Genomic DNA, 18,108 nt, shown 5'->3' with positions numbered 1-18,108 from the left:
CGCCGATGGTAGTGTGGGGTTTCCCCATGTGAGAGTAGGTCATCGTCAAGATTCATTTCGCAAAACCCCTATCTGCGCATGCAGTTAGGGGTTTTGTCTTTCTGTCCTACCAATTCCAGGCCTGCACACCCCCCCTCTGTGTGAGCGGGTTCACCCGCGAACAACGGCAAAGCCGGTGCCATCCACCGCGTTGCCCGCTTCGCGGCTAAAGCCGCTCCCACAGATATGGCGCAGGTTCAGGGTATGCTGCGGGAGCGGCCTTCACCCCGCCGGCAGCCCTTTTCCTATGCAAGCCAACAGCCCATAGCTATCATGCCTGCCTTATTCCAAGTCGAGACTGGCATGCTGAAGTTGTTGAACCTCCTCAGGGATGGTCGGTTCCATTCCGGAGAAGCTCTGGGGGCGGCCCTCGGGGTAAGTCGCAGCGCCGTTTGGAAGCAGCTGCAGCACCTGGAGAGCGAACTGAACCTCACCATTCACAAGGTCCGTGGGCGTGGCTATCAGCTGGCGGCGCCGCTGGCTTTGCTCGATGCGCAAGCGATCGCCGGGTTTGCCGACGGCGAACAGTGGCCCGTTTTCATTCACGAAACCATCGACTCGACCAATGCTGAAGGCCTGCGACTCGCTGGAGAGGGGCAAGCCGCGCCATTCCTGGTCCTGGCCGAGCGCCAGAGCGCCGGCCGTGGTCGGCGCGGTCGGCAGTGGGTCAGCCCTTTTGCCGAAAACCTCTATTACAGCCTGGTGCTCCGTGTGGATGGCGGCATGCGCCAGCTCGAGGGCTTGAGTCTCGTGGTGGGGTTGGCGGTAATGCGTACCCTGCAGGCGTTTGGGGTAAAGGATGTGGGGCTCAAATGGCCCAATGATGTTCTCGTTCGCGGGCAGAAGATCACCGGTATCCTCCTGGAGTTGGTGGGGGACCCGGCAGATGTCTGTCATGTGGTGCTGGGTATCGGCATCAATGTGAACATGCAGGTCAACGATCAGGTCGACCAGGTGTGGACCTCGATGCGTCGCGAAGTAGGGGCGGCAGTCGACCGTAACCGGCTGGTAGCATTGCTCAATCAGCAATTGCAGCACGAATTGGCGCGGCATCGTCGCTACGGGTTTGCCGCATTCCAGGAAGAATGGGAGCAGGCGCACCTGTGGCAGGGGCGCAAGGTTTCTCTGGTTGCAGGTAGCACGCGTATTGATGGCGTGGTTCTTGGCGTCGACGGGCAGGGCGGCTTGCGCCTTGAGGTGGACGGGGTGGAAAAGAGCTTCAGTGGTGGTGAGCTCAGTTTGAGGTTGCGTGATGATTCTTGAGCTCGATTGCGGTAACAGCTTCATCAAGTGGCGGGTAATCCACGTTGCTGATGCAGCGATTGAAAGCGGCGGTATCGTTGACTCCGATCAGGCGCTGGTGGCCGAAGTGGCCGCGCGAGCTTCGGTACGTCTGACCGGCTGCCGCATTGTCAGTGTGCGCAGTGAGGAGGAAACCGATGCGCTTTGCGCGCTGATTGCCCAGGCATTTGCCGTGCAAGCGCGCGTGGCGCACCCGGCTCAGGAAATGGCGGGTGTGCGCAATGGCTATGACGACTACCAGCGTTTGGGCATGGACCGTTGGTTGGCGGCGTTGGGAGCATTTCACCTGGCCAAGGGCGCTTGCCTGGTCATTGACCTGGGGACCGCTGCCAAAGCGGATTTCGTTGCGGCGGACGGCGAGCACCTGGGTGGCTACATCTGCCCGGGTATGCCATTGATGCGTAGCCAGTTGCGTACTCACACCCGGCGTATCCGTTATGACGATGCCTCGGCCGAGCGTGCATTGGCCAGCCTGGCGCCAGGTCGCTCGACGGTCGAGGCGGTCGAGCGCGGTTGCGTGTTGATGCTCCAGGGTTTTGCGCATACCCAGCTCGAACAGGCGCGAGCGTTGTGGGGGGAGGACTTCACAGTGTTCCTCACTGGGGGTGATGCGCCGCTGGTAAGGGAGGCGGTGCCTCAGGCACGTGTCGTGCCTGACCTGGTTTTTGTAGGCCTGGCCATGGCCTGCCCATTGGATTGAGGTGCCTATGCGTTGGTTGTTTCTGCTGTTACTGGTGCTCAACGTCTTCTATTACGTGTGGCACCAGCAGGAAGCCCCGCTGAAGGTCAAGGAAGTCGCGCCCCTGTCGCTGTACAAGGGGAATCAGCAAGAAATCCGCCTGTTGCGCGAAACAGGGGTTTCGGCTCCACCCAAGCGCCGGGATGAGTGCCTGGTGGTAGGTGGTGTGATGGGGCAGGGCCAGCTCGATGCGCTGCGTCAGCGCCTTTTGAGCCTGGATATTGTCACCGTGCCGGTGGCGGGTCAGTTGCCAGGGGCGGATGGTCGTTGGCTCAAGGTTGCCCCAGATAGCGAGCGTTTGCTGGACCAAACCGTCCTCGCGACTCTTTCCAACGATTTCAAAGACTTAAAACACAAAATTATTTTCTGCCAGGGTATTGCAACTGGCGAATAGCTTGATAGAATGGCGCCCGCTTCACAGGGAACACCACTCAGGTGGTAGAACTGGAAGCGGTGTCAAAGCAGCTAAGTTTCAGATTTGATTGAAAAAATTTGAAAAAACGCTTGACACTAGGACGGCAGACAAATAGAATGCCGGCCACATCTGGAGGGATTCCCGAGCGGTCAAAGGGGACGGACTGTAAATCCGTTGCGAGAGCTTCGAAGGTTCGAATCCTTCTCCCTCCACCAGTTTTAGCGAGAGCCGTAAGCTCCGCGGGTATAGTTTAGTGGTAGAACCTCAGCCTTCCAAGCTGATGATGCGGGTTCGATTCCCGCTACCCGCTCCAAGTTTGCTGGATTTTGCACAAAGTGTTTCGCTCTTGTAGCTCAGTTGGTAGAGCACACCCTTGGTAAGGGTGAGGTCAGCGGTTCAAGTCCGCTCAAGAGCTCCATATAAACAAGGCAGATATGAAAATATCTGCCTTTGTTTTATCAGCGCAAGACTATTTCTTCTGCGGAGGATTGTATCGATGGCTAAGGAAAAGTTTGATCGTTCCCTTCCCCACGTTAACGTCGGCACTATCGGCCACGTTGACCACGGTAAGACCACTCTGACCGCAGCTCTGACTCGCGTCTGCTCCGAAGTTTTCGGTTCGGCAGTCGTTGAGTTCGACAAGATCGACTCGGCTCCGGAAGAAAAAGCGCGCGGTATCACCATCAACACCGCTCACGTCGAGTACAACTCGAACATTCGTCACTACGCTCACGTTGACTGCCCAGGTCACGCTGACTACGTGAAGAACATGATCACCGGTGCTGCCCAGATGGACGGCGCGATCCTGGTTTGCTCGGCCGCCGATGGTCCGATGCCACAAACCCGTGAGCACATCCTGCTGTCCCGTCAGGTAGGCGTTCCTTACATCGTGGTCTTCCTGAACAAGGCTGACCTGGTAGATGACGCCGAGCTGCTGGAACTGGTCGAGATGGAAGTTCGCGACCTGCTGTCCACCTACGACTTCCCAGGCGACGATACCCCGATCATCATCGGTTCGGCTCGTATGGCCCTGGAAGGCAAAGACGACAACGAAATGGGTACTACCGCTGTCAAGAAGCTGGTAGAAACTCTGGATGCCTACATCCCTGAGCCAGTTCGTGCCGTTGACCAGCCGTTCCTGATGCCGATCGAAGACGTATTCTCGATCTCGGGTCGTGGTACCGTTGTTACCGGTCGTATCGAGCGTGGTATCGTCCGCGTTCAGGATCCGCTGGAAATCGTTGGTCTGCGTGACACTTCGACCACCACCTGCACCGGTGTTGAAATGTTCCGCAAGCTGCTGGACGAAGGCCGTGCTGGCGAGAACTGCGGCGTTCTGCTGCGTGGTACCAAGCGTGACGACGTTGAGCGTGGCCAGGTTCTGGTCAAGCCAGGTTCGGTCAAGCCGCACACCAAGTTCACCGCAGAAGTCTACGTTCTGTCGAAGGAAGAAGGCGGTCGTCACACTCCGTTCTTCAAAGGCTACCGTCCTCAGTTCTACTTCCGTACCACTGACGTGACCGGTAACTGCGAACTGCCGGAAGGCGTTGAAATGGTAATGCCAGGTGACAACATTCAGATGACTGTTACCCTGATCAAGACCATCGCAATGGAAGACGGTCTGCGCTTCGCTATCCGTGAAGGCGGTCGTACCGTCGGCGCCGGCGTCGTAGCAAAAATCATCGAGTAATCACTCGACCGATTGAAAAAACCCCCGCTCAGCGGGGGTTTTTTTTATTGGGTTGACACTAAATGGGGGCGTCTATAGAATCACGCCTCCTTTTAGCGGGCGTAGTGCGTCCGTTGGGAACAGCCTGGAGTCTGAAATCCAATGCAAAATCAGCAAATCCGTATCAGGTTGAAGGCTTTCGACCATCGCCTGATCGACCAATCCACCCAGGAAATCGTGGAAACCGCGAAACGTACTGGTGCACAAGTGCGTGGTCCAATTCCACTGCCTACCCGCAAAGAGCGTTTCACCGTTCTGGTTTCCCCGCACGTCAACAAAGACGCGCGTGACCAGTACGAGATCCGCACTCATAAGCGTGTTCTGGACATCGTCCAGCCAACGGATAAAACCGTTGATGCGCTGATGAAGCTTGATCTGGCGGCAGGTGTGGAAGTACAGATCAGCCTCGGCTAAGACTTCGGTCTGGTCGTGTAACGCTCTGAAATGGGCGGCCATAGCGGGTGAAAGCCCCGTACACTCATGAGGTTTACAACATGACTATTGGTGTAATCGGTCGCAAATGCGGTATGACCCGCATTTTCACCGAAGAAGGTGTCTCCATTCCGGTCACGGTCATCGAGATCGAGCCGAATCGCGTCACCCAGTTCAAAACTGAAGAAACCGATGGCTACCGTGCAGTGCAAGTCACTGTCGGCGAGCGTCGTGCTTCGCGTGTGACTGCCGCTCAGGCAGGTCACTTCGCCAAGGCCAACGTTGCCGCTGGTCGCGGTGTCTGGGAGTTCCGTCTTGAAGAAGGCGATTTCCAGGCTGGCGATCTGATCAAAGCTGAACTCTTCACTGCAGGCCAGCTGGTAGACGTTACTGGTCAGTCCAAAGGTAAAGGCTTCGCCGGTACCATCAAGCGCTGGAACTTCCGTGGCCAGGACAACACCCACGGTAACTCCGTGTCGCACCGTGTCCCAGGTTCCATCGGCCAGTGCCAGACTCCTGGTCGTGTGTTCAAGGGCAAGAAAATGTCCGGTCACATGGGCGCCGAGCGCGTGACTGTTCAGTCCCTGGAAGTAGTTCGCGTAGACGCTGAGCGCAACCTGCTGCTGGTCAAGGGTGCCGTTCCAGGCGCTACTGGCGGCGACGTGGTTGTACGTCCAGCTGTCAAGGCTCGCGGTTAAGGGGAAACTGACATGCAACTCAATGTAAATGACGCTCAGGCGATCGAAGTTTCCGAACTGACTTTCGGTGGCGAATTCAACGAGACGCTGGTACACCAAGCAGTCGTGGCCTACATGGCCGGCGGCCGTCAGGGCACCAAGCAGCAGAAGACCCGTTCCGACGTGGCTGGTGGCGGTAAGCGCCCATGGCGTCAGAAGGGTACTGGCCGTGCTCGTGCTGGTACCACTCGTGGTCCGATCTGGCGTGGCGGTGGTGTAACCTTCGCAGCTCGCCCTCAAGATCACTCGCAGAAGCTCAACAAGAAGATGTACCGCGCGGCCCTGCGCTCCATCCTCGCTGAGCTGGTGCGTAGCGACCGTCTGGTCGTGGTTCAGGACTTCGCTGTTGAAGCGCCGAAAACCAAAGATCTGCTGAACAAGCTGAACGGCATGGGTCTGAACGACGTACTGATCGTTTCCGACGCTGTTGATCAGAACCTGTACCTGGCTGCTCGCAACCTGCCGCACGTCGATGTACGTGACGTACAAGGTTCCGACCCGGTCAGTCTGATCGCATACGAGAAAGTGTTGATCACTGTCTCGGCCGTGAAGAAATTCGAGGAGCTGCTGGGATGAACCAGGAACGCGTATTCAAAGTCCTCCTTGGCCCGCACGTTTCCGAGAAGGCTACCGTTCTGGCTGAGAAAAAAGGCCAGTTCGTATTCAAGGTTGCTACCGATGCAACCAAGCTGGAAATCAAGAAAGCTGTCGAAGGCCTGTTCAACGTAAAAGTTGAAAACGTGTCGACTGTTAACGTTCTGGGTAAAACCAAGCGTACCGCACGTGGTCTGGGCAAGCGTAATGACTGGAAGAAGGCGATCGTCTCCCTTCAGCCAGGCCAAGATCTCGATTTCAGCAGCAGTGCTGAGTAAGGAAGGGGTGCATCATGGCAATCGTTAAATGCAAACCGACTTCCCCTGGCCGCCGTTTCGTGGTCAAGGTGGTCAACCAGGAGCTGCACAAAGGCGCTCCTCACGCACCGCTGATCGAGAAAAAATCGAAGTCTGGTGGTCGTAACAACAATGGCCGCATTACCACTCGTCACGTTGGTGGTGGTCACAAGCAGCATTACCGTCTGGTCGACTTCCGTCGCAACGACAAAGATGGCATCCCAGCCACTGTCGAGCGTATCGAATACGACCCGAACCGTACTGCTCACATCGCCCTGCTGTGCTACGCAGACGGTGAGCGTCGCTACATCATCGCCCCTAAAGGCGTGAGCGCTGGCGACCAGCTGATCGCAGGTGCCCTGGCCCCAATCAAGGCCGGTAACTCCCTGCAGCTGCGCAACATTCCAGTAGGTAGCACCATTCACGGCATCGAACTGAAGCCGGGTAAAGGTGCTCAGATCGCTCGTTCCGCTGGTGCCTCGGCTCAGCTGATCGCTCGCGAAGGTGTCTACGTGACCCTGCGTCTGCGCTCTGGTGAAATGCGTAAAGTCCTGGCTGAGTGCCGTGCGACCCTGGGCGAAGTCTCGAACTCCGAGCACAGCCTGCGTTCGCTGGGTAAAGCTGGTGCCAAACGCTGGCGCGGCGTTCGCCCAACCGTTCGTGGTGTTGCCATGAACCCGGTTGACCACCCACATGGTGGTGGTGAAGGTCGTACCTCCGGTGGTCGTCATCCGGTATCGCCATGGGGCTTCCCAACCAAGGGTGCGAAGACCCGTGGTAATAAGCGTACCGACAACATGATCGTCCGTCGTCGCAAGTAACTAGAGGGATACGACAGTGCCACGTTCTCTGAAAAAAGGTCCTTTTATCGATCTTCACCTGTTGAAGAAGGTCGAAGTGGCGGTGGAGAAGAACGATCGCAAGCCAGTTAAAACCTGGTCGCGCCGTTCGATGATCCTGCCACAAATGGTCGGTCTGACCATCGCGGTACACAACGGTCGTCAACATGTTCCAGTTCTGGTGAACGAAGACATGGTCGGCCACAAACTGGGCGAGTTCGCCGGTACCCGCACCTACCGCGGGCACGTGGCTGACAAGAAAGCCAAGCGTTAAGGGGTAAGGAAATGGAAGTAGCCGCTAAGTTGTCGGGCGCTCGCATCTCCGCCCAGAAAGCCCGCTTGGTCGCCGACCAGATCCGCGGGAAGAAGGTGGGCGAAGCGCTCAACCTGTTGGCCTTCAGCAGCAAAAAAGCCGCTGAAATCATGAAGAAAGTCCTCGAGTCGGCCGTTGCCAACGCCGAACACAACGAAGGCGCAGACGTTGATGACCTGAAGGTCTCCACCGTCTTCGTCAACGAAGGGCGTTCGCTGAAGCGCATCATGCCACGTGCCAAAGGCCGTGCTGATCGCATCGTCAAGCGGTCTTGCCATATCACTGTCAAGGTTGCGGACAAGTAACGGAGTCGATCAGATGGGTCAGAAAGTACATCCCACTGGCATTCGCCTGGGAATCGTCAAGGAGCACACCTCCGTCTGGTACGCAGACGGTGCTACTTACGCAGATTACCTGTTGAAGGATCTGAAAACGCGTGAGTACCTCCAAGACAAACTAAAAAGCGCGTCCGTAAGCCGTATCGATATTCATCGTCCGGCTCAAACTGCACGCATCACCATCCACACCGCTCGTCCCGGTATCGTTATCGGTAAGAAAGGTGAAGATGTCGAGAAGCTGCGTCAGGACCTGACCAAGCAGATGGGTGTGCCTGTGCACATCAACATCGAAGAGATCCGCAAGCCGGAACTCGACGCTATGCTGGTTGCGCAGAGCGTAGCTCAGCAGCTGGAACGCCGCGTAATGTTCCGTCGCGCCATGAAGCGCGCCGTACAGAACGCCATGCGTATTGGTGCCAAGGGCATCAAGATCCAGGTGAGCGGTCGTCTCGGCGGTGCTGAGATTGCTCGTACCGAGTGGTATCGCGAAGGTCGTGTGCCTCTGCACACCCTGCGTGCCGATATCGACTACAACACCTACGAAGCTCACACCACTTACGGTGTGATCGGTGTGAAGGTTTGGATCTTCAAAGGCGAAGTTATTGGTGGTCGCCAAGAAGAACTGAAACCACAAGCACCAGCGCCTCGTAAAAAAGCTGCTAAGTAAGGGGTACGCCAAATGTTGCAACCAAAGCGTACAAAATTCCGCAAGCAGATGACCGGCCACAACCGTGGTCTGGCACTGCGCGGTAGCAAAGTCAGCTTCGGCGAATTCGCCCTGAAAGCTGTTGCTCGCGGTCGCCTCACCGCTCGCCAGATCGAGTCCGCACGTCGTGCGCTGACCCGTCACGTAAAACGTGGCGGCAAGATCTGGATCCGTGTGTTCCCGGACAAGCCGATCTCCAAGAAGCCTCTCGAGGTTCGTATGGGTAAAGGTAAGGGTTCCGTGGAATACTGGGTTGCCCAGATTCAGCCAGGCAAAGTCCTGTATGAAATCGAGGGTGTTTCTGAAGAGCTGGCGCGCGAAGCTTTCGCCCTGGCTGCTGCAAAGCTGCCTCTCGCCACCTCCTTTGTTAAGCGGACGGTGATGTGATGAAAGCGAATGAACTTCGTGAAAAATCGGCACAGCAACTGAATGAGCAACTGCTCGGCTTGCTGCGCGACCAGTTCAATCTGCGTATGCAGAAAGCAACTGGCCAGTTGGGGCAGTCGCACCTGCTCTCGCAAGTTAAGCGTGACATCGCTCGCGTGAAAACTGTGCTCAACCAGCAGGCAGGTAAGTGATCATGGCTGAAGCTGAAAAAACCGTCCGTACGCTGACTGGCCGTGTCGTCAGCGACAAAATGGACAAGACCATCACCGTTCTGATCGAGCGTCGCGTCAAGCACCCGATCTACGGTAAATACGTTAAGCGTTCGACTAAGCTGCACGCGCACGACGAAGCCAACCAGTGCAAGATCGGCGACAAGGTTTCCATCCGTGAAACCCGTCCGCTGGCCAAGACCAAGTCCTGGGCACTGGTTGAAGTCCTCGAACGCGCTGTTGAAGTCTAAGGGCGAAGGGTCGGAGAAATTTTATGATTCAGACTCAATCCATGCTCGATGTGGCCGATAACAGCGGCGCTCGTCGCGTCATGTGCATCAAGGTGCTCGGCGGTTCGCACCGCCGTTACGCCGGCATCGGTGACATCATCAAGGTAACCGTCAAGGAAGCGATTCCGCGCGGTAAGGTCAAGAAAGGCCAAGTGATGACTGCTGTTGTCGTGCGCACCCGTCACGGTGTTCGTCGCGCTGACGGTTCCATCATTCGTTTCGACGGCAACGCTGCTGTTCTGCTGAACAACAAGCAAGAGCCGATCGGCACTCGCATCTTCGGGCCAGTGACCCGTGAACTTCGTACCGAGAAGTTCATGAAGATCGTCTCGCTCGCCCCTGAAGTGCTGTAAGGAGATCCGACATGCAAAAGATTCGTCGTGACGACGAGATCATCGTGATCGCCGGCAAAGACAAAGGTAAGCGCGGTAAGGTGCTGAAGGTTCTGGCTGACAACCGTCTGGTTGTTGGTGGCGTGAACCTGGTCAAGCGTCATACCAAGCCTAACCCGATGGCGGGCGTACAGGGCGGTATCGTCGAAAAAGAAGCGCCTCTGCACGCTTCCAACGTTGCCATCTTCAACGGTGAAACCAACAAGGCTGACCGCGTTGGTTTCAAAGTAGAAGACGGTAAAAAAATTCGTGTCTTCAAGTCGACCCAAAAAGCGGTTGATGCTTGAACACTGCTAGGTAGAAGACCATGGCACGACTGAAAGAGATTTACCGGAACGAAATCGCTCCCAAGCTTAAGGAAGAACTTAAGCTGTCGAACGTGATGGAAGTTCCGCGCGTTACCAAGATCACCCTGAACATGGGTCTGGGCGAAGCGATCGGCGACAAGAAAGTCATCGAGCACGCTGTTGCCGACCTGGAAAAGATCACCGGTCAAAAGCCGGTCGTGACTTTCGCTCGTAAATCCATCGCGGGCTTCAAAGTCCGTGAAGGCTGGCCGATCGGTGTCAAGGTGACCCTGCGTCGCGACAAGATGTACGAATTCCTGGACCGCCTGCTGGCGATCTCCCTGCCTCGGGTTCGCGACTTCCGCGGCCTGAATGCCAAGTCCTTCGATGGTCGTGGCAACTACAGCATGGGCGTGAAAGAGCAGATCATCTTCCCGGAAATCGACTACGACAAGATCGATGCTCTGCGCGGTTTGGACATCACCCTGACCACCACTGCTCGTTCGGACGACGAAGGCCGCGCTCTGCTGCGTGCTTTCAAGTTCCCGTTCCGCAACTGATTGGAGTAGGAAAATGGCCAAGAAGAGCATGAAAAACCGCGAGCTGAAGCGTCAGCTCACGGTAGCCAAGTACGCCAAAAAGCGTGCCGAGCTGAAAGCGACCATCGTCAACCTGAACGCCTCTCCTGAAGAGCGTTTCGCTGCCGTTGTCGCCCTGCAGAAGCAGCCACGTGATGCCTCCGCTTCGCGTCTGCGCAACCGTTGCCGCCTGACCGGTCGTCCTCACGGTGTATACCGTAAGTTCGGCCTGGGCCGTAACATGCTGCGTCAAGCTGCAATGCGCGGTGACGTACCAGGTCTGGTCAAGGCCTCCTGGTAATCGCTGCAGGCAGGAACCCGGCGGAAGGGGAGCAATCTTCCGACCGCCGGTGACGCCGCCAACAAACAAGCCCCTATATGGGGCTTGTTTCGTTTCTGCCTTGTGTCTAGAATGACCGGCTCACCTGAGCCTGGGTTTTTTGCCCTGTCCGCTCGGGTGGTTGTGATAGCCGCAAGGCTAATAATTCTTGTATCAGGAGCATCTAGCCCATGAGTATGCAGGACCCGTTAGCGGACATGCTAACTCGCATCCGTAATGCCCAGATGGCTGAAAAGTCCGTCGTAAGCATGCCTTCCTCCACCCTGAAGGTCGCGGTTGCCAAAGTTCTGAAAGACGAAGGTTACATCGCCGGCTACCAGGTAACTGGTGAGGCCAAACCTTCCCTGTCGATCGAACTGAAGTACTTCGAAGGCCGTCCGGTCATCGAGGAACTGAAGCGCTCCAGCCGTCCAGGTCTGCGCCAGTACAAGTCCGTCGCAGAGCTGCCGAAAGTACGTGGCGGTCTGGGCGTGTCTATCGTCTCCACCAACAAAGGTGTGATGACTGATCGCGCTGCACGCGCTGCCGGTGTCGGCGGCGAAGTTCTGTGCACAGTGTTCTAAGGGGAGATAGGCATGTCTCGCGTCGCTAAGAACCCCGTTAAGCTGCCAGCAGGCGTCGAAGTCAAATTCGCCGGTCAGCAGCTTTCGGTGAAGGGTGCCAAAGGCACTCTCGAACTGAACGTTCACTCGTCTGTTGAAGTTACCGAAGAGTCTGGCGAGCTGCGTTTCGTCGCTCGCAACGGTGACCAGCAAGCTCGCGCCATGGCCGGTACCACCCGTGCCCTGGTGAACAACATGGTCCAGGGCGTAAGCCAAGGCTTCGAGCGCAAGCTCCAGCTGGTCGGTGTTGGTTACAAGGCACAGGCCAAGGGCACCGTCCTGAACCTGGCCCTGGGCTTCTCGCACCCAGTGGACTACGAACTGCCAGCCGGTATCACCGCTGAAACCCCAAGCCAGACCGACATCCTGATCAAGGGTATCGACAAGCAGCTGGTAGGTCAGGTGGCCGCTGAAATCCGCGACTTCCGTCCGCCAGAGCCTTACAAAGGCAAGGGTGTGCGTTACGCGGACGAAGTAGTCCGTCGTAAAGAAGCCAAGAAGAAGTAGGGCCTAGCAAATGACCGACAAAAAAGTTACTCGACTGCGTCGCGCTCGCAAAGCACGTCTCAAGATGCACGAACTCGAAGTCGTGCGCCTGTGCGTGTTCCGCTCCTCGCAGCACATCTACGCCCAGGTCATTTCGGCCGACGGCAGCAAGGTTCTGGCAAGCGCCTCGACCTTGGACAAAGAACTGCGTGATGGCGCCACTGGCAACATCGACGCGGCCACTAAGGTTGGCAAGCTGGTAGCTGAGCGTGCGAAAGCCGCCGGTGTATCTCAAGTTGCCTTTGACCGTTCCGGCTTCAAGTACCACGGCCGCGTCAAAGCGCTGGCTGATGCTGCTCGTGAAGGCGGGCTGGAGTTCTAAGTTATGGCAAATAACGATCAAAAGCGCGACGAAGGCTACATCGAGAAGCTGGTTCAAGTTAACCGCGTTGCCAAAACCGTAAAAGGCGGCCGTATCTTCACCTTCACCGCGCTGACCGTGGTAGGTGATGGTAAGGGTCGTGTTGGCTTCGGCCGTGGCAAATCGCGCGAAGTACCTGCCGCGATCCAGAAAGCCATGGAAGCTGCTCGCCGCAACATGATCCAGGTTGACCTGAAGGGCACCACCCTGCAGTACGCCACCAAGGCTGCCCACGGCGCCTCGAAGGTTTACATGCAGCCTGCCTCGGAAGGTACCGGTATCATCGCCGGTGGCGCAATGCGTGCTGTCCTGGAAGTTGCTGGTGTTCAGAACGTTCTGGCCAAGTGCTACGGTTCGACCAACCCAGTGAACGTGGTTTACGCCACCTTCAAGGGTCTGAAAGCCATGCAATCTCCTGAATCCATTGCTGCCAAGCGCGGCAAGAGCGTCGAGGAGATCTTCTGATCATGGCAACCGTAAAAGTAACGCTGATCAAGAGCGTCTCGGGCCGTCTGCCTAACCACAAGCTGTGCGTTAAGGGCCTGGGTCTGCGTCGCATCGGTCACACTGTAGAAGTCCAGGATACTCCCGAAAACCGCGGGATGATCAACAAGGCTTACTACATGCTGAAGGTCGAGGGTTAATCGATGAAACTCAATGATCTGAGTCCAGCGCCGGGTTCCCGTCGCGAGAAGCATCGTCCAGGTCGTGGTATCGGTAGCGGTCTGGGTAAGACTGGCGGCCGTGGTCACAAAGGTCAGACTTCCCGTTCGGGTGGTTCGATCGCTCCTGGCTTCGAAGGCGGTCAACAGCCGCTGCACCGTCGTCTGCCGAAGTTCGGCTTCGTTTCCCTGAAAGCCATGGACCGCGCCGAAGTGCGTCTGTCCGAGCTGGCCAAGGTGGAAGGCGACGTGATCTCCGTGCAATCCCTGAAGGATGCCAACGTGATCGGCCAGAACGTACAGCGCGTGAAAATCATGCTGTCTGGCGAAGTCACTCGCGCAGTCACCATCAAGGGTATCGCAGCCACCAAGGGTGCGCGTGCGGCTATCGAAGCAGCTGGCGGCAAGTTCGAGGAATAAATGGCTAAGCAAGGTGCTCTCTCTTCGCTCGGTAAGGGCGGGATGTCGGAACTCTGGGCTCGTCTGCGCTTTCTGTTCATGGCGATCATCGTCTATCGGATAGGTGCGCATATCCCGGTTCCTGGCATCAATCCAGACCGTCTGGCGGATCTGTTTCGGCAGAATGAGGGGACCATTCTTAGCTTGTTCAACATGTTTTCCGGTGGCGCGCTCGAGCGCATGAGCATCTTTGCACTGGGGATCATGCCGTACATCTCGGCATCGATCATCATGCAGCTGATGACGGCGGTCAGCCCGCAACTGGAACAGTTGAAGAAGGAAGGTGAAGCTGGCCGTCGCAAGATCAGCCAGTACACCCGCTACGGCACCGTTATCCTGGCACTGGTTCAAGCCATTGGCATGTCCATTGGCCTGGCCAACCAGGGCGTGGCGTTTTCTGTAGGCCTGGGCTTCCATGTCGTCGCCGTCTCCACCTTCGTGGCGGGCGCGATGTTCATGATGTGGCTGGGCGAGCAGATCACCGAGCGCGGTGTGGGCAACGGTATCTCGATGTTGATCTTCGCGGGTATCGTTGCCGGTCTTCCGAGAGCAATCGGGCAGTCTTTCGAGTCTGCGCGCACAGGCGATATCAACATTTTCGCCCTGGTCGCTATCGGTTTGCTGGCAGTAGCGATTATCGGCTTCGTGGTGTTCATTGAGCGTGGTCAGCGTCGTATCGCCGTTCACTACGCCAAGCGTCAGCAGGGCCGCAAGGTCTTCGCTGCGCAGACCAGCCACTTGCCGCTGAAGGTGAACATGGCGGGGGTAATCCCGGCCATTTTCGCGAGCAGCATTCTGCTGTTCCCGGCTTCGCTGGGTGCCTGGTTCGGTCAGTCCGAGGGTATGGGCTGGCTGCAGGACATCTCGCAGTCGATCGCTCCTGGTCAGCCGTTGAACATTCTGCTGTTTAGTGCGGGGATCATTTTCTTCTGCTTCTTCTACACAGCGCTGATGTTCAACCCGAAAGACGTAGCGGAAAACCTGAAGAAGTCCGGTGCCTTTATTCCGGGTATCCGTCCTGGTGAGCAGTCGGCACGCTACATTGATGGCGTTCTGACCCGTTTGACCATGTTCGGTGCTCTTTACATGATGGCCGTCTGCCTTCTGCCCCAGTTCCTGGTGGTGGCAGCAAATGTGCCGTTCTACCTTGGCGGGACCTCGTTGCTGATTGTGGTAGTGGTTGTGATGGACTTCATGTCCCAAGTACAATCGCACCTCGTTTCGCACCAGTACGAATCCCTGATGAAGAAAGCCAACCTGAAAGGCTACGGTGGCAGCGGTCTGCTGCGCTGATACGCCCCTAAGGTTCGAGGAGTCGGTAATGAAAGTTCGTGCATCGGTGAAAAAGCTGTGCCGTAACTGCAAGATCATCCGTCGCGAAGGCGTCGTACGAGTGATCTGCAGCGCGGAACCGCGTCACAAACAGCGCCAAGGCTGAGTGTGATCTGCGCTTCAAACCCAGCAGCTAGTGTGCTGCTGGGTTGATTATTCGTTTCTACAGCGATATTATCTCGCGCCCTATTTCTTGGCTTCCGGGGCGTAGGTAGCTGTCAATTGGAGTCCCACTGAATGGCCCGTATTGCAGGCGTCAACATTCCAGATAACAAGCATGCTGTTATCTCGCTGACCTACATCTATGGTGTCGGTCGCACTACTGCACAGAAGATCTGTGCAGACGCTGGTGTAAACCCAGCCGCTAAGATCAAGGATCTGAGCGACGAGCAAATCGAAACCCTGCGTGGCGAAGTCGCGAAGTTCACCACCGAAGGTGACCTGCGTCGTGACATCAACATGAAGATCAAGCGCTTGATGGACCTGGGTTGCTACCGCGGCCTGCGTCATCGTAAAGGTCTGCCGGTTCGCGGTCAGCGCACCAAGACCAACGCACGCACCCGTAAGGGCCCGCGTAAGCCGATCCGCAAGTAATCGCCCAGGAATATAGACATGGCAAAACCTGCTGCTCGTCCTCGTAAGAAAGTCAAAAAGACAGTGGTTGATGGCATCGCCCACATCCATGCCTCTTTCAACAACACCATCGTGACCATCACCGACCGTCAGGGCAATGCTTTGTCCTGGGCGACCTCCGGTGGTTCGGGTTTCCGTGGTTCGCGCAAATCCACCCCGTTCGCAGCCCAGATCGCTGCTGAGCGTGCTGGTCAAGCTGCGCTGGAATACGGTCTGAAGAACCTCGACGTAAACGTCAAGGGTCCAGGTCCAGGTCGTGAGTCCGCCGTTCGTGCACTGAACAGCTGCGGCTACAAGATCGCCAGCATCACCGACGTGACGCCAATCCCGCACAACGGGTGCCGTCCGCCGAAGAAGCGTCGCGTGTAATCAGGAGACAGATAAATGGCACGTTACATTGGTCCAAAATGCAAACTGTCTCGTCGTGAAGGCACTGACCTGTTCCTGAAGAGCGGCGTTCGCGCTCTGGAATCGAAGTGCAACATCGAAGCAGCCCCAGGTATCCACGGCCAGCGCCGTGGCCGTCAGTCCGACTACGGTACCCAGCTGCGCGAGAAGCAAAAAGTTCGTCGTATCTACGGTGTTCTGGAGCGTCAGTTCCGCGGTTACTACCAAGCTGCAGCCTCGAAAAAAGGCGCAACCGGTGAGAACCTGCTGCAACTGCTCGAGTGCCGTCTGGATAACGTCGTCTACCGTATGGGCTTCGGCTCGACTCGTTCCGAGTCCCGTCAGCTGGTTTCGCACAAAGCGATCAGCGTCAACGGTAAGACTGTAAACATTCCATCCTACCAAGTTCGTCCGGGTGACGTGGTCGCGGTTCGCGAGAAGTCGCTGAACCAGCTGCGCATTGTTCAAGCCCTTGAACTGTGCGCCCAGCGTGGCCGCGTTGAGTGGGTTGACGTGGATGCTGCTAAAAAGTCGGGCGTTTTCAAGAACGTTCCTGCTCGCAGCGACCTGTCTGCCGACATCAACGAGAACCTGATTGTCGAGCTCTACTCCAAGTAAGGGCTAGAAAATAGGTGCATCCATGCAGATTTCGGTAAATGAGTTCCTGACTCCCCGCCACATTGATGTGCAGGTAGTCAGTCCGACCCGCGCCAAGATCACGCTCGAGCCTCTCGAGCGTGGCTTCGGCCATACCCTGGGCAACGCGCTGCGCCGCATCCTGTTGTCCTCCATGCCTGGCTGTGCAGTAGTCGAGGCCGAGATCGACGGCGTACTCCACGAGTACTCCGCGATCGAAGGTGTTCAGGAAGACGTAATTGAAATCCTGTTGAACCTGAAAGGCCTGGCTATCAAACTGCACGGTCGTGACGAAGTTACGCTGACCTTGTCGAAAAAGGGTTCGGGGGTGGTTACCGCTGCCGATATTCAGCTGGATCACGATGTCGAGATCGTCAACCCCGATCACGTAATCGCGAACCTGGCGTCGAACGGCGCCCTGAACATGAAGCTCACTGTAGCTCGTGGTCGTGGTTACGAGCCGGCCGACTCCCGTCAAACCGACGAAGACGAAAGCCGTAGCATTGGCCGTCTGCAGTTGGACGCTTCGTTCAGCCCGGTGCGTCGTATCGCCTATGTGGTCGAGAACGCCCGTGTTGAACAGCGTACCAACTTGGACAAGCTGGTCATTGATCTGGAAACCAACGGCACCCTGGATCCTGAAGAGGCTATCCGCCGCGCTGCGACCATCCTGCAACAGCAGTTGGCCGCGTTCGTCGACCTCAAAGGTGACAGTGAGCCTGTCGTAGTCGAGCAGGAAGACGAGATCGATCCGATCCTGCTGCGTCCGGTTGACGACCTGGAACTGACTGTACGTTCGGCCAACTGCCTCAAGGCGGAGAACATCTACTACATCGGCGACCTGATTCAGCGTACCGAAGTAGAGCTGTTGAAGACTCCTAACCTGGGCAAGAAGTCCCTGACTGAAATCAAGGACGTCCTGGCCTCTCGTGGTCTGTCTCTCGGCATGCGCCTCGACAACTGGCCGCCTGCAAGTCTTAAGAAAGACGACAAGGCGACCGCCTGATCGTCGTAATCACCGAACGTAGTGTTTGGTAAGGAATGAATCATGCGTCATCGTAAAAGTGGACGTCACCTGAGCCGTACCAGCTCTCACCGCAAGGCTATGTTCCAGAACATGGCAGTGTCGCTGATCGAGCACGAGCTGATCAAAACCACCCTGCCGAAAGCCAAGGAACTGCGCCGCGTTGCCGAGCCGCTGATCACCCTGGCCAAGGAAGACAGCGTAGCTAACCGCCGTCTGGCCTTCGATCGTACCCGTTCGAAGTCCGCTGTTGGCAAGCTGTTCAACGACCTGGGCAAGCGTTACGCCACCCGTCAGGGCGGCTACCTGCGCATCCTGAAGTGCGGTTTCCGCGCTGGCGACAACGCTCCTATGGCGTACGTCGAGCTGGTTGATCGTCCGGTCGGCGGTGCTGTAGAAGCTGCTGAGTAAGACGTTCTGTCTGCTACAAAAAACCGGGCCTAGTGCCCGGTTTTTTGTTTCAAGGTTTATTGTTTATTTCTATTGATACAAGTCATGTAATGC

General features: G+C 56.9%; 32 protein-coding genes and 3 tRNA genes. All 35 read left to right on the top strand.

All coding sequences use genetic code 11. The features are described from left to right. The first annotated feature begins 342 nt into the window (after positions 1-342). Positions 343-1,302, top strand: coding sequence for a bifunctional biotin--[acetyl-CoA-carboxylase] ligase/biotin operon repressor BirA (gene birA, locus ACK1U9_RS13765; protein ID WP_046617268.1), 960 nt, complete (start codon positions 343-345; stop codon positions 1,300-1,302). Beyond that, complete coding sequence (locus ACK1U9_RS13760) at positions 1,292-2,041, top strand: pantothenate kinase (RefSeq protein ID WP_046617266.1); 750 nt, start codon at positions 1,292-1,294, stop codon at positions 2,039-2,041. Before birA ends, ACK1U9_RS13760 begins: the two co-directional genes overlap by 11 nt. A gap of 7 nt (positions 2,042-2,048) precedes the next feature. After that, positions 2,049-2,474, top strand: a complete 426-nt coding sequence (locus ACK1U9_RS13755; protein WP_046617267.1) for a hypothetical protein — start codon at positions 2,049-2,051, stop codon at positions 2,472-2,474. Between the two features lie 152 nt (positions 2,475-2,626). Then, positions 2,627-2,710 (top strand) — tRNA-Tyr (locus ACK1U9_RS13750). 24 nt (positions 2,711-2,734) lie between these two features. Beyond that, positions 2,735-2,808 (top strand) — tRNA-Gly (locus tag ACK1U9_RS13745). Positions 2,809-2,837: 29 nt separating this feature from the next. Further along, positions 2,838-2,913 (top strand) — tRNA-Thr (locus ACK1U9_RS13740). Between the two features lie 78 nt (positions 2,914-2,991). Then, positions 2,992-4,185, top strand: a complete 1,194-nt coding sequence (tuf, locus tag ACK1U9_RS13735) for an elongation factor Tu (RefSeq protein WP_013970634.1) — start codon at positions 2,992-2,994, stop codon at positions 4,183-4,185. Between the two features lie 141 nt (positions 4,186-4,326). Next, a complete protein-coding gene (gene rpsJ, locus ACK1U9_RS13730; protein WP_003186070.1) occupies positions 4,327-4,638 on the top strand; it encodes a 30S ribosomal protein S10 in 312 nt (103 codons plus the stop codon). Positions 4,639-4,718: 80 nt separating this feature from the next. After that, positions 4,719-5,354 (top strand): 50S ribosomal protein L3, encoded by a 636-nt coding sequence (gene rplC / locus ACK1U9_RS13725; RefSeq protein ID WP_003257089.1) that lies wholly within the window; start codon positions 4,719-4,721, stop codon positions 5,352-5,354. 12 nt (positions 5,355-5,366) lie between these two features. Further along, positions 5,367-5,969 (top strand): 50S ribosomal protein L4, encoded by a 603-nt coding sequence (gene rplD, locus ACK1U9_RS13720; RefSeq protein WP_008089819.1) that lies wholly within the window; start codon positions 5,367-5,369, stop codon positions 5,967-5,969. Continuing rightward, entirely contained in the window at positions 5,966-6,265 is a 300-nt protein-coding gene (gene rplW / locus ACK1U9_RS13715) for a 50S ribosomal protein L23 (protein ID WP_003255484.1), read from the top strand. The genes rplD and rplW overlap by 4 nt, the downstream gene beginning before the upstream one ends. 14 nt (positions 6,266-6,279) lie before the next feature. Next, positions 6,280-7,104 carry a 50S ribosomal protein L2 gene (gene rplB / locus ACK1U9_RS13710; protein ID WP_015268750.1) on the top strand — a complete coding sequence of 275 codons (825 nt, stop codon included), beginning with the start codon at positions 6,280-6,282 and terminating at the stop codon, positions 7,102-7,104. A 16-nt stretch (positions 7,105-7,120) separates the two neighbouring features. Continuing rightward, a complete protein-coding gene (gene rpsS / locus ACK1U9_RS13705; RefSeq protein WP_003255482.1) occupies positions 7,121-7,396 on the top strand; it encodes a 30S ribosomal protein S19 in 276 nt (91 codons plus the stop codon). An 11-nt stretch (positions 7,397-7,407) separates the two neighbouring features. Next, positions 7,408-7,740, top strand: a complete 333-nt coding sequence (gene rplV, locus ACK1U9_RS13700; RefSeq protein ID WP_003103908.1) for a 50S ribosomal protein L22 — start codon at positions 7,408-7,410, stop codon at positions 7,738-7,740. A gap of 13 nt (positions 7,741-7,753) precedes the next feature. Then, the gene (rpsC, locus tag ACK1U9_RS13695) at positions 7,754-8,440 is read left to right on the top strand and encodes a 30S ribosomal protein S3 (RefSeq protein WP_003255481.1); all 687 of its coding nucleotides are present in this window, start codon (positions 7,754-7,756) and stop codon (positions 8,438-8,440) included. A gap of 12 nt (positions 8,441-8,452) precedes the next feature. Next, the gene (rplP, locus tag ACK1U9_RS13690; protein WP_003255479.1) at positions 8,453-8,866 is read left to right on the top strand and encodes a 50S ribosomal protein L16; all 414 of its coding nucleotides are present in this window, start codon (positions 8,453-8,455) and stop codon (positions 8,864-8,866) included. After that, entirely contained in the window at positions 8,866-9,057 is a 192-nt protein-coding gene (gene rpmC / locus ACK1U9_RS13685) for a 50S ribosomal protein L29 (protein ID WP_002555481.1), read from the top strand. The genes rplP and rpmC overlap by 1 nt, the downstream gene beginning before the upstream one ends. A 2-nt stretch (positions 9,058-9,059) precedes the next feature. Next, the gene (gene rpsQ / locus ACK1U9_RS13680) at positions 9,060-9,326 is read left to right on the top strand and encodes a 30S ribosomal protein S17 (protein WP_003255478.1); all 267 of its coding nucleotides are present in this window, start codon (positions 9,060-9,062) and stop codon (positions 9,324-9,326) included. 23 nt (positions 9,327-9,349) lie between these two features. Continuing rightward, entirely contained in the window at positions 9,350-9,718 is a 369-nt protein-coding gene (gene rplN, locus ACK1U9_RS13675; protein ID WP_002555479.1) for a 50S ribosomal protein L14, read from the top strand. Between the two features lie 11 nt (positions 9,719-9,729). After that, positions 9,730-10,044, top strand: a complete 315-nt coding sequence (rplX, locus tag ACK1U9_RS13670; RefSeq protein WP_013970637.1) for a 50S ribosomal protein L24 — start codon at positions 9,730-9,732, stop codon at positions 10,042-10,044. Between the two features lie 20 nt (positions 10,045-10,064). Beyond that, positions 10,065-10,604: a 50S ribosomal protein L5 gene (rplE, locus tag ACK1U9_RS13665; protein WP_003257095.1), complete on the top strand. Its 540-nt coding sequence runs from the start codon at positions 10,065-10,067 to the stop codon at positions 10,602-10,604. A 13-nt stretch (positions 10,605-10,617) separates the two neighbouring features. Further along, positions 10,618-10,923, top strand: a complete 306-nt coding sequence (rpsN, locus tag ACK1U9_RS13660) for a 30S ribosomal protein S14 (RefSeq protein ID WP_013970638.1) — start codon at positions 10,618-10,620, stop codon at positions 10,921-10,923. Between the two features lie 209 nt (positions 10,924-11,132). Then, positions 11,133-11,525, top strand: coding sequence for a 30S ribosomal protein S8 (gene rpsH, locus ACK1U9_RS13655; protein WP_009681971.1), 393 nt, complete (start codon positions 11,133-11,135; stop codon positions 11,523-11,525). 12 nt (positions 11,526-11,537) lie between these two features. Next, positions 11,538-12,071: a 50S ribosomal protein L6 gene (gene rplF / locus ACK1U9_RS13650; protein ID WP_009681972.1), complete on the top strand. Its 534-nt coding sequence runs from the start codon at positions 11,538-11,540 to the stop codon at positions 12,069-12,071. Positions 12,072-12,081: 10 nt separating this feature from the next. Beyond that, a complete protein-coding gene (gene rplR, locus ACK1U9_RS13645; protein ID WP_009397496.1) occupies positions 12,082-12,432 on the top strand; it encodes a 50S ribosomal protein L18 in 351 nt (116 codons plus the stop codon). Positions 12,433-12,435: 3 nt separating this feature from the next. Further along, a complete protein-coding gene (rpsE, locus tag ACK1U9_RS13640) occupies positions 12,436-12,936 on the top strand; it encodes a 30S ribosomal protein S5 (RefSeq protein ID WP_003255465.1) in 501 nt (166 codons plus the stop codon). 2 nt (positions 12,937-12,938) lie between these two features. Then, positions 12,939-13,115 carry a 50S ribosomal protein L30 gene (gene rpmD / locus ACK1U9_RS13635; RefSeq protein WP_003255463.1) on the top strand — a complete coding sequence of 59 codons (177 nt, stop codon included), beginning with the start codon at positions 12,939-12,941 and terminating at the stop codon, positions 13,113-13,115. A gap of 3 nt (positions 13,116-13,118) precedes the next feature. After that, positions 13,119-13,553, top strand: a complete 435-nt coding sequence (gene rplO / locus ACK1U9_RS13630) for a 50S ribosomal protein L15 (RefSeq protein ID WP_003257107.1) — start codon at positions 13,119-13,121, stop codon at positions 13,551-13,553. Further along, positions 13,554-14,885: a preprotein translocase subunit SecY gene (gene secY, locus ACK1U9_RS13625; protein WP_003257108.1), complete on the top strand. Its 1,332-nt coding sequence runs from the start codon at positions 13,554-13,556 to the stop codon at positions 14,883-14,885. Positions 14,886-14,913: 28 nt separating this feature from the next. Then, positions 14,914-15,030: a 50S ribosomal protein L36 gene (rpmJ, locus tag ACK1U9_RS13620; RefSeq protein ID WP_002555468.1), complete on the top strand. Its 117-nt coding sequence runs from the start codon at positions 14,914-14,916 to the stop codon at positions 15,028-15,030. Between the two features lie 131 nt (positions 15,031-15,161). Then, on the top strand, positions 15,162-15,518 hold the full coding sequence (gene rpsM / locus ACK1U9_RS13615) for a 30S ribosomal protein S13 (RefSeq protein ID WP_003257112.1): 357 nt from the start codon (positions 15,162-15,164) through the stop codon (positions 15,516-15,518). Positions 15,519-15,536: 18 nt separating this feature from the next. Continuing rightward, positions 15,537-15,926, top strand: a complete 390-nt coding sequence (gene rpsK / locus ACK1U9_RS13610; protein ID WP_003255454.1) for a 30S ribosomal protein S11 — start codon at positions 15,537-15,539, stop codon at positions 15,924-15,926. A gap of 15 nt (positions 15,927-15,941) precedes the next feature. Beyond that, on the top strand, positions 15,942-16,562 hold the full coding sequence (gene rpsD, locus ACK1U9_RS13605) for a 30S ribosomal protein S4 (RefSeq protein WP_003257114.1): 621 nt from the start codon (positions 15,942-15,944) through the stop codon (positions 16,560-16,562). A gap of 22 nt (positions 16,563-16,584) precedes the next feature. Continuing rightward, positions 16,585-17,586, top strand: a complete 1,002-nt coding sequence (locus ACK1U9_RS13600; RefSeq protein WP_003255452.1) for a DNA-directed RNA polymerase subunit alpha — start codon at positions 16,585-16,587, stop codon at positions 17,584-17,586. A gap of 42 nt (positions 17,587-17,628) precedes the next feature. Continuing rightward, positions 17,629-18,015 carry a 50S ribosomal protein L17 gene (gene rplQ / locus ACK1U9_RS13595; protein WP_003255451.1) on the top strand — a complete coding sequence of 129 codons (387 nt, stop codon included), beginning with the start codon at positions 17,629-17,631 and terminating at the stop codon, positions 18,013-18,015. Positions 18,016-18,108: the final 93 nt, after the last annotated feature.

It is taken from the genome of Pseudomonas sp. XP1 (genome assembly GCF_053557675.1).
This window is presented reverse-complemented; position numbering and strand designations above follow the sequence as displayed.

Excerpts from the sequence above, each read along its gene's own strand:
- birA (WP_046617268.1), top strand. The coding sequence starts at position 343 with ATGCTGAAGTTGTTGAACCTCCTCAGGGATGGTCGGTTCCATTCCGGA.
- ACK1U9_RS13760 (WP_046617266.1), top strand. The coding sequence starts at position 1,292 with ATGATTCTTGAGCTCGATTGCGGTAACAGCTTCATCAAGTGGCGGGTA.
- ACK1U9_RS13755 (WP_046617267.1), top strand. The coding sequence starts at position 2,049 with ATGCGTTGGTTGTTTCTGCTGTTACTGGTGCTCAACGTCTTCTATTAC.
- tuf (WP_013970634.1), top strand. The coding sequence starts at position 2,992 with ATGGCTAAGGAAAAGTTTGATCGTTCCCTTCCCCACGTTAACGTCGGC.
- rpsJ (WP_003186070.1), top strand. The coding sequence starts at position 4,327 with ATGCAAAATCAGCAAATCCGTATCAGGTTGAAGGCTTTCGACCATCGC.
- rplC (WP_003257089.1), top strand. The coding sequence starts at position 4,719 with ATGACTATTGGTGTAATCGGTCGCAAATGCGGTATGACCCGCATTTTC.
- rplD (WP_008089819.1), top strand. The coding sequence starts at position 5,367 with ATGCAACTCAATGTAAATGACGCTCAGGCGATCGAAGTTTCCGAACTG.
- rplW (WP_003255484.1), top strand. The coding sequence starts at position 5,966 with ATGAACCAGGAACGCGTATTCAAAGTCCTCCTTGGCCCGCACGTTTCC.
- rplB (WP_015268750.1), top strand. The coding sequence starts at position 6,280 with ATGGCAATCGTTAAATGCAAACCGACTTCCCCTGGCCGCCGTTTCGTG.
- rplV (WP_003103908.1), top strand. The coding sequence starts at position 7,408 with ATGGAAGTAGCCGCTAAGTTGTCGGGCGCTCGCATCTCCGCCCAGAAA.
- rpsC (WP_003255481.1), top strand. The coding sequence starts at position 7,754 with ATGGGTCAGAAAGTACATCCCACTGGCATTCGCCTGGGAATCGTCAAG.
- rplP (WP_003255479.1), top strand. The coding sequence starts at position 8,453 with ATGTTGCAACCAAAGCGTACAAAATTCCGCAAGCAGATGACCGGCCAC.
- rpmC (WP_002555481.1), top strand. The coding sequence starts at position 8,866 with ATGAAAGCGAATGAACTTCGTGAAAAATCGGCACAGCAACTGAATGAG.
- rpsQ (WP_003255478.1), top strand. The coding sequence starts at position 9,060 with ATGGCTGAAGCTGAAAAAACCGTCCGTACGCTGACTGGCCGTGTCGTC.
- rplN (WP_002555479.1), top strand. The coding sequence starts at position 9,350 with ATGATTCAGACTCAATCCATGCTCGATGTGGCCGATAACAGCGGCGCT.
- rplX (WP_013970637.1), top strand. The coding sequence starts at position 9,730 with ATGCAAAAGATTCGTCGTGACGACGAGATCATCGTGATCGCCGGCAAA.
- rplE (WP_003257095.1), top strand. The coding sequence starts at position 10,065 with ATGGCACGACTGAAAGAGATTTACCGGAACGAAATCGCTCCCAAGCTT.
- rpsN (WP_013970638.1), top strand. The coding sequence starts at position 10,618 with ATGGCCAAGAAGAGCATGAAAAACCGCGAGCTGAAGCGTCAGCTCACG.
- rpsH (WP_009681971.1), top strand. The coding sequence starts at position 11,133 with ATGAGTATGCAGGACCCGTTAGCGGACATGCTAACTCGCATCCGTAAT.
- rplF (WP_009681972.1), top strand. The coding sequence starts at position 11,538 with ATGTCTCGCGTCGCTAAGAACCCCGTTAAGCTGCCAGCAGGCGTCGAA.
- rplR (WP_009397496.1), top strand. The coding sequence starts at position 12,082 with ATGACCGACAAAAAAGTTACTCGACTGCGTCGCGCTCGCAAAGCACGT.
- rpsE (WP_003255465.1), top strand. The coding sequence starts at position 12,436 with ATGGCAAATAACGATCAAAAGCGCGACGAAGGCTACATCGAGAAGCTG.
- rpmD (WP_003255463.1), top strand. The coding sequence starts at position 12,939 with ATGGCAACCGTAAAAGTAACGCTGATCAAGAGCGTCTCGGGCCGTCTG.
- rplO (WP_003257107.1), top strand. The coding sequence starts at position 13,119 with ATGAAACTCAATGATCTGAGTCCAGCGCCGGGTTCCCGTCGCGAGAAG.
- secY (WP_003257108.1), top strand. The coding sequence starts at position 13,554 with ATGGCTAAGCAAGGTGCTCTCTCTTCGCTCGGTAAGGGCGGGATGTCG.
- rpmJ (WP_002555468.1), top strand. The coding sequence starts at position 14,914 with ATGAAAGTTCGTGCATCGGTGAAAAAGCTGTGCCGTAACTGCAAGATC.
- rpsM (WP_003257112.1), top strand. The coding sequence starts at position 15,162 with ATGGCCCGTATTGCAGGCGTCAACATTCCAGATAACAAGCATGCTGTT.
- rpsK (WP_003255454.1), top strand. The coding sequence starts at position 15,537 with ATGGCAAAACCTGCTGCTCGTCCTCGTAAGAAAGTCAAAAAGACAGTG.
- rpsD (WP_003257114.1), top strand. The coding sequence starts at position 15,942 with ATGGCACGTTACATTGGTCCAAAATGCAAACTGTCTCGTCGTGAAGGC.
- ACK1U9_RS13600 (WP_003255452.1), top strand. The coding sequence starts at position 16,585 with ATGCAGATTTCGGTAAATGAGTTCCTGACTCCCCGCCACATTGATGTG.
- rplQ (WP_003255451.1), top strand. The coding sequence starts at position 17,629 with ATGCGTCATCGTAAAAGTGGACGTCACCTGAGCCGTACCAGCTCTCAC.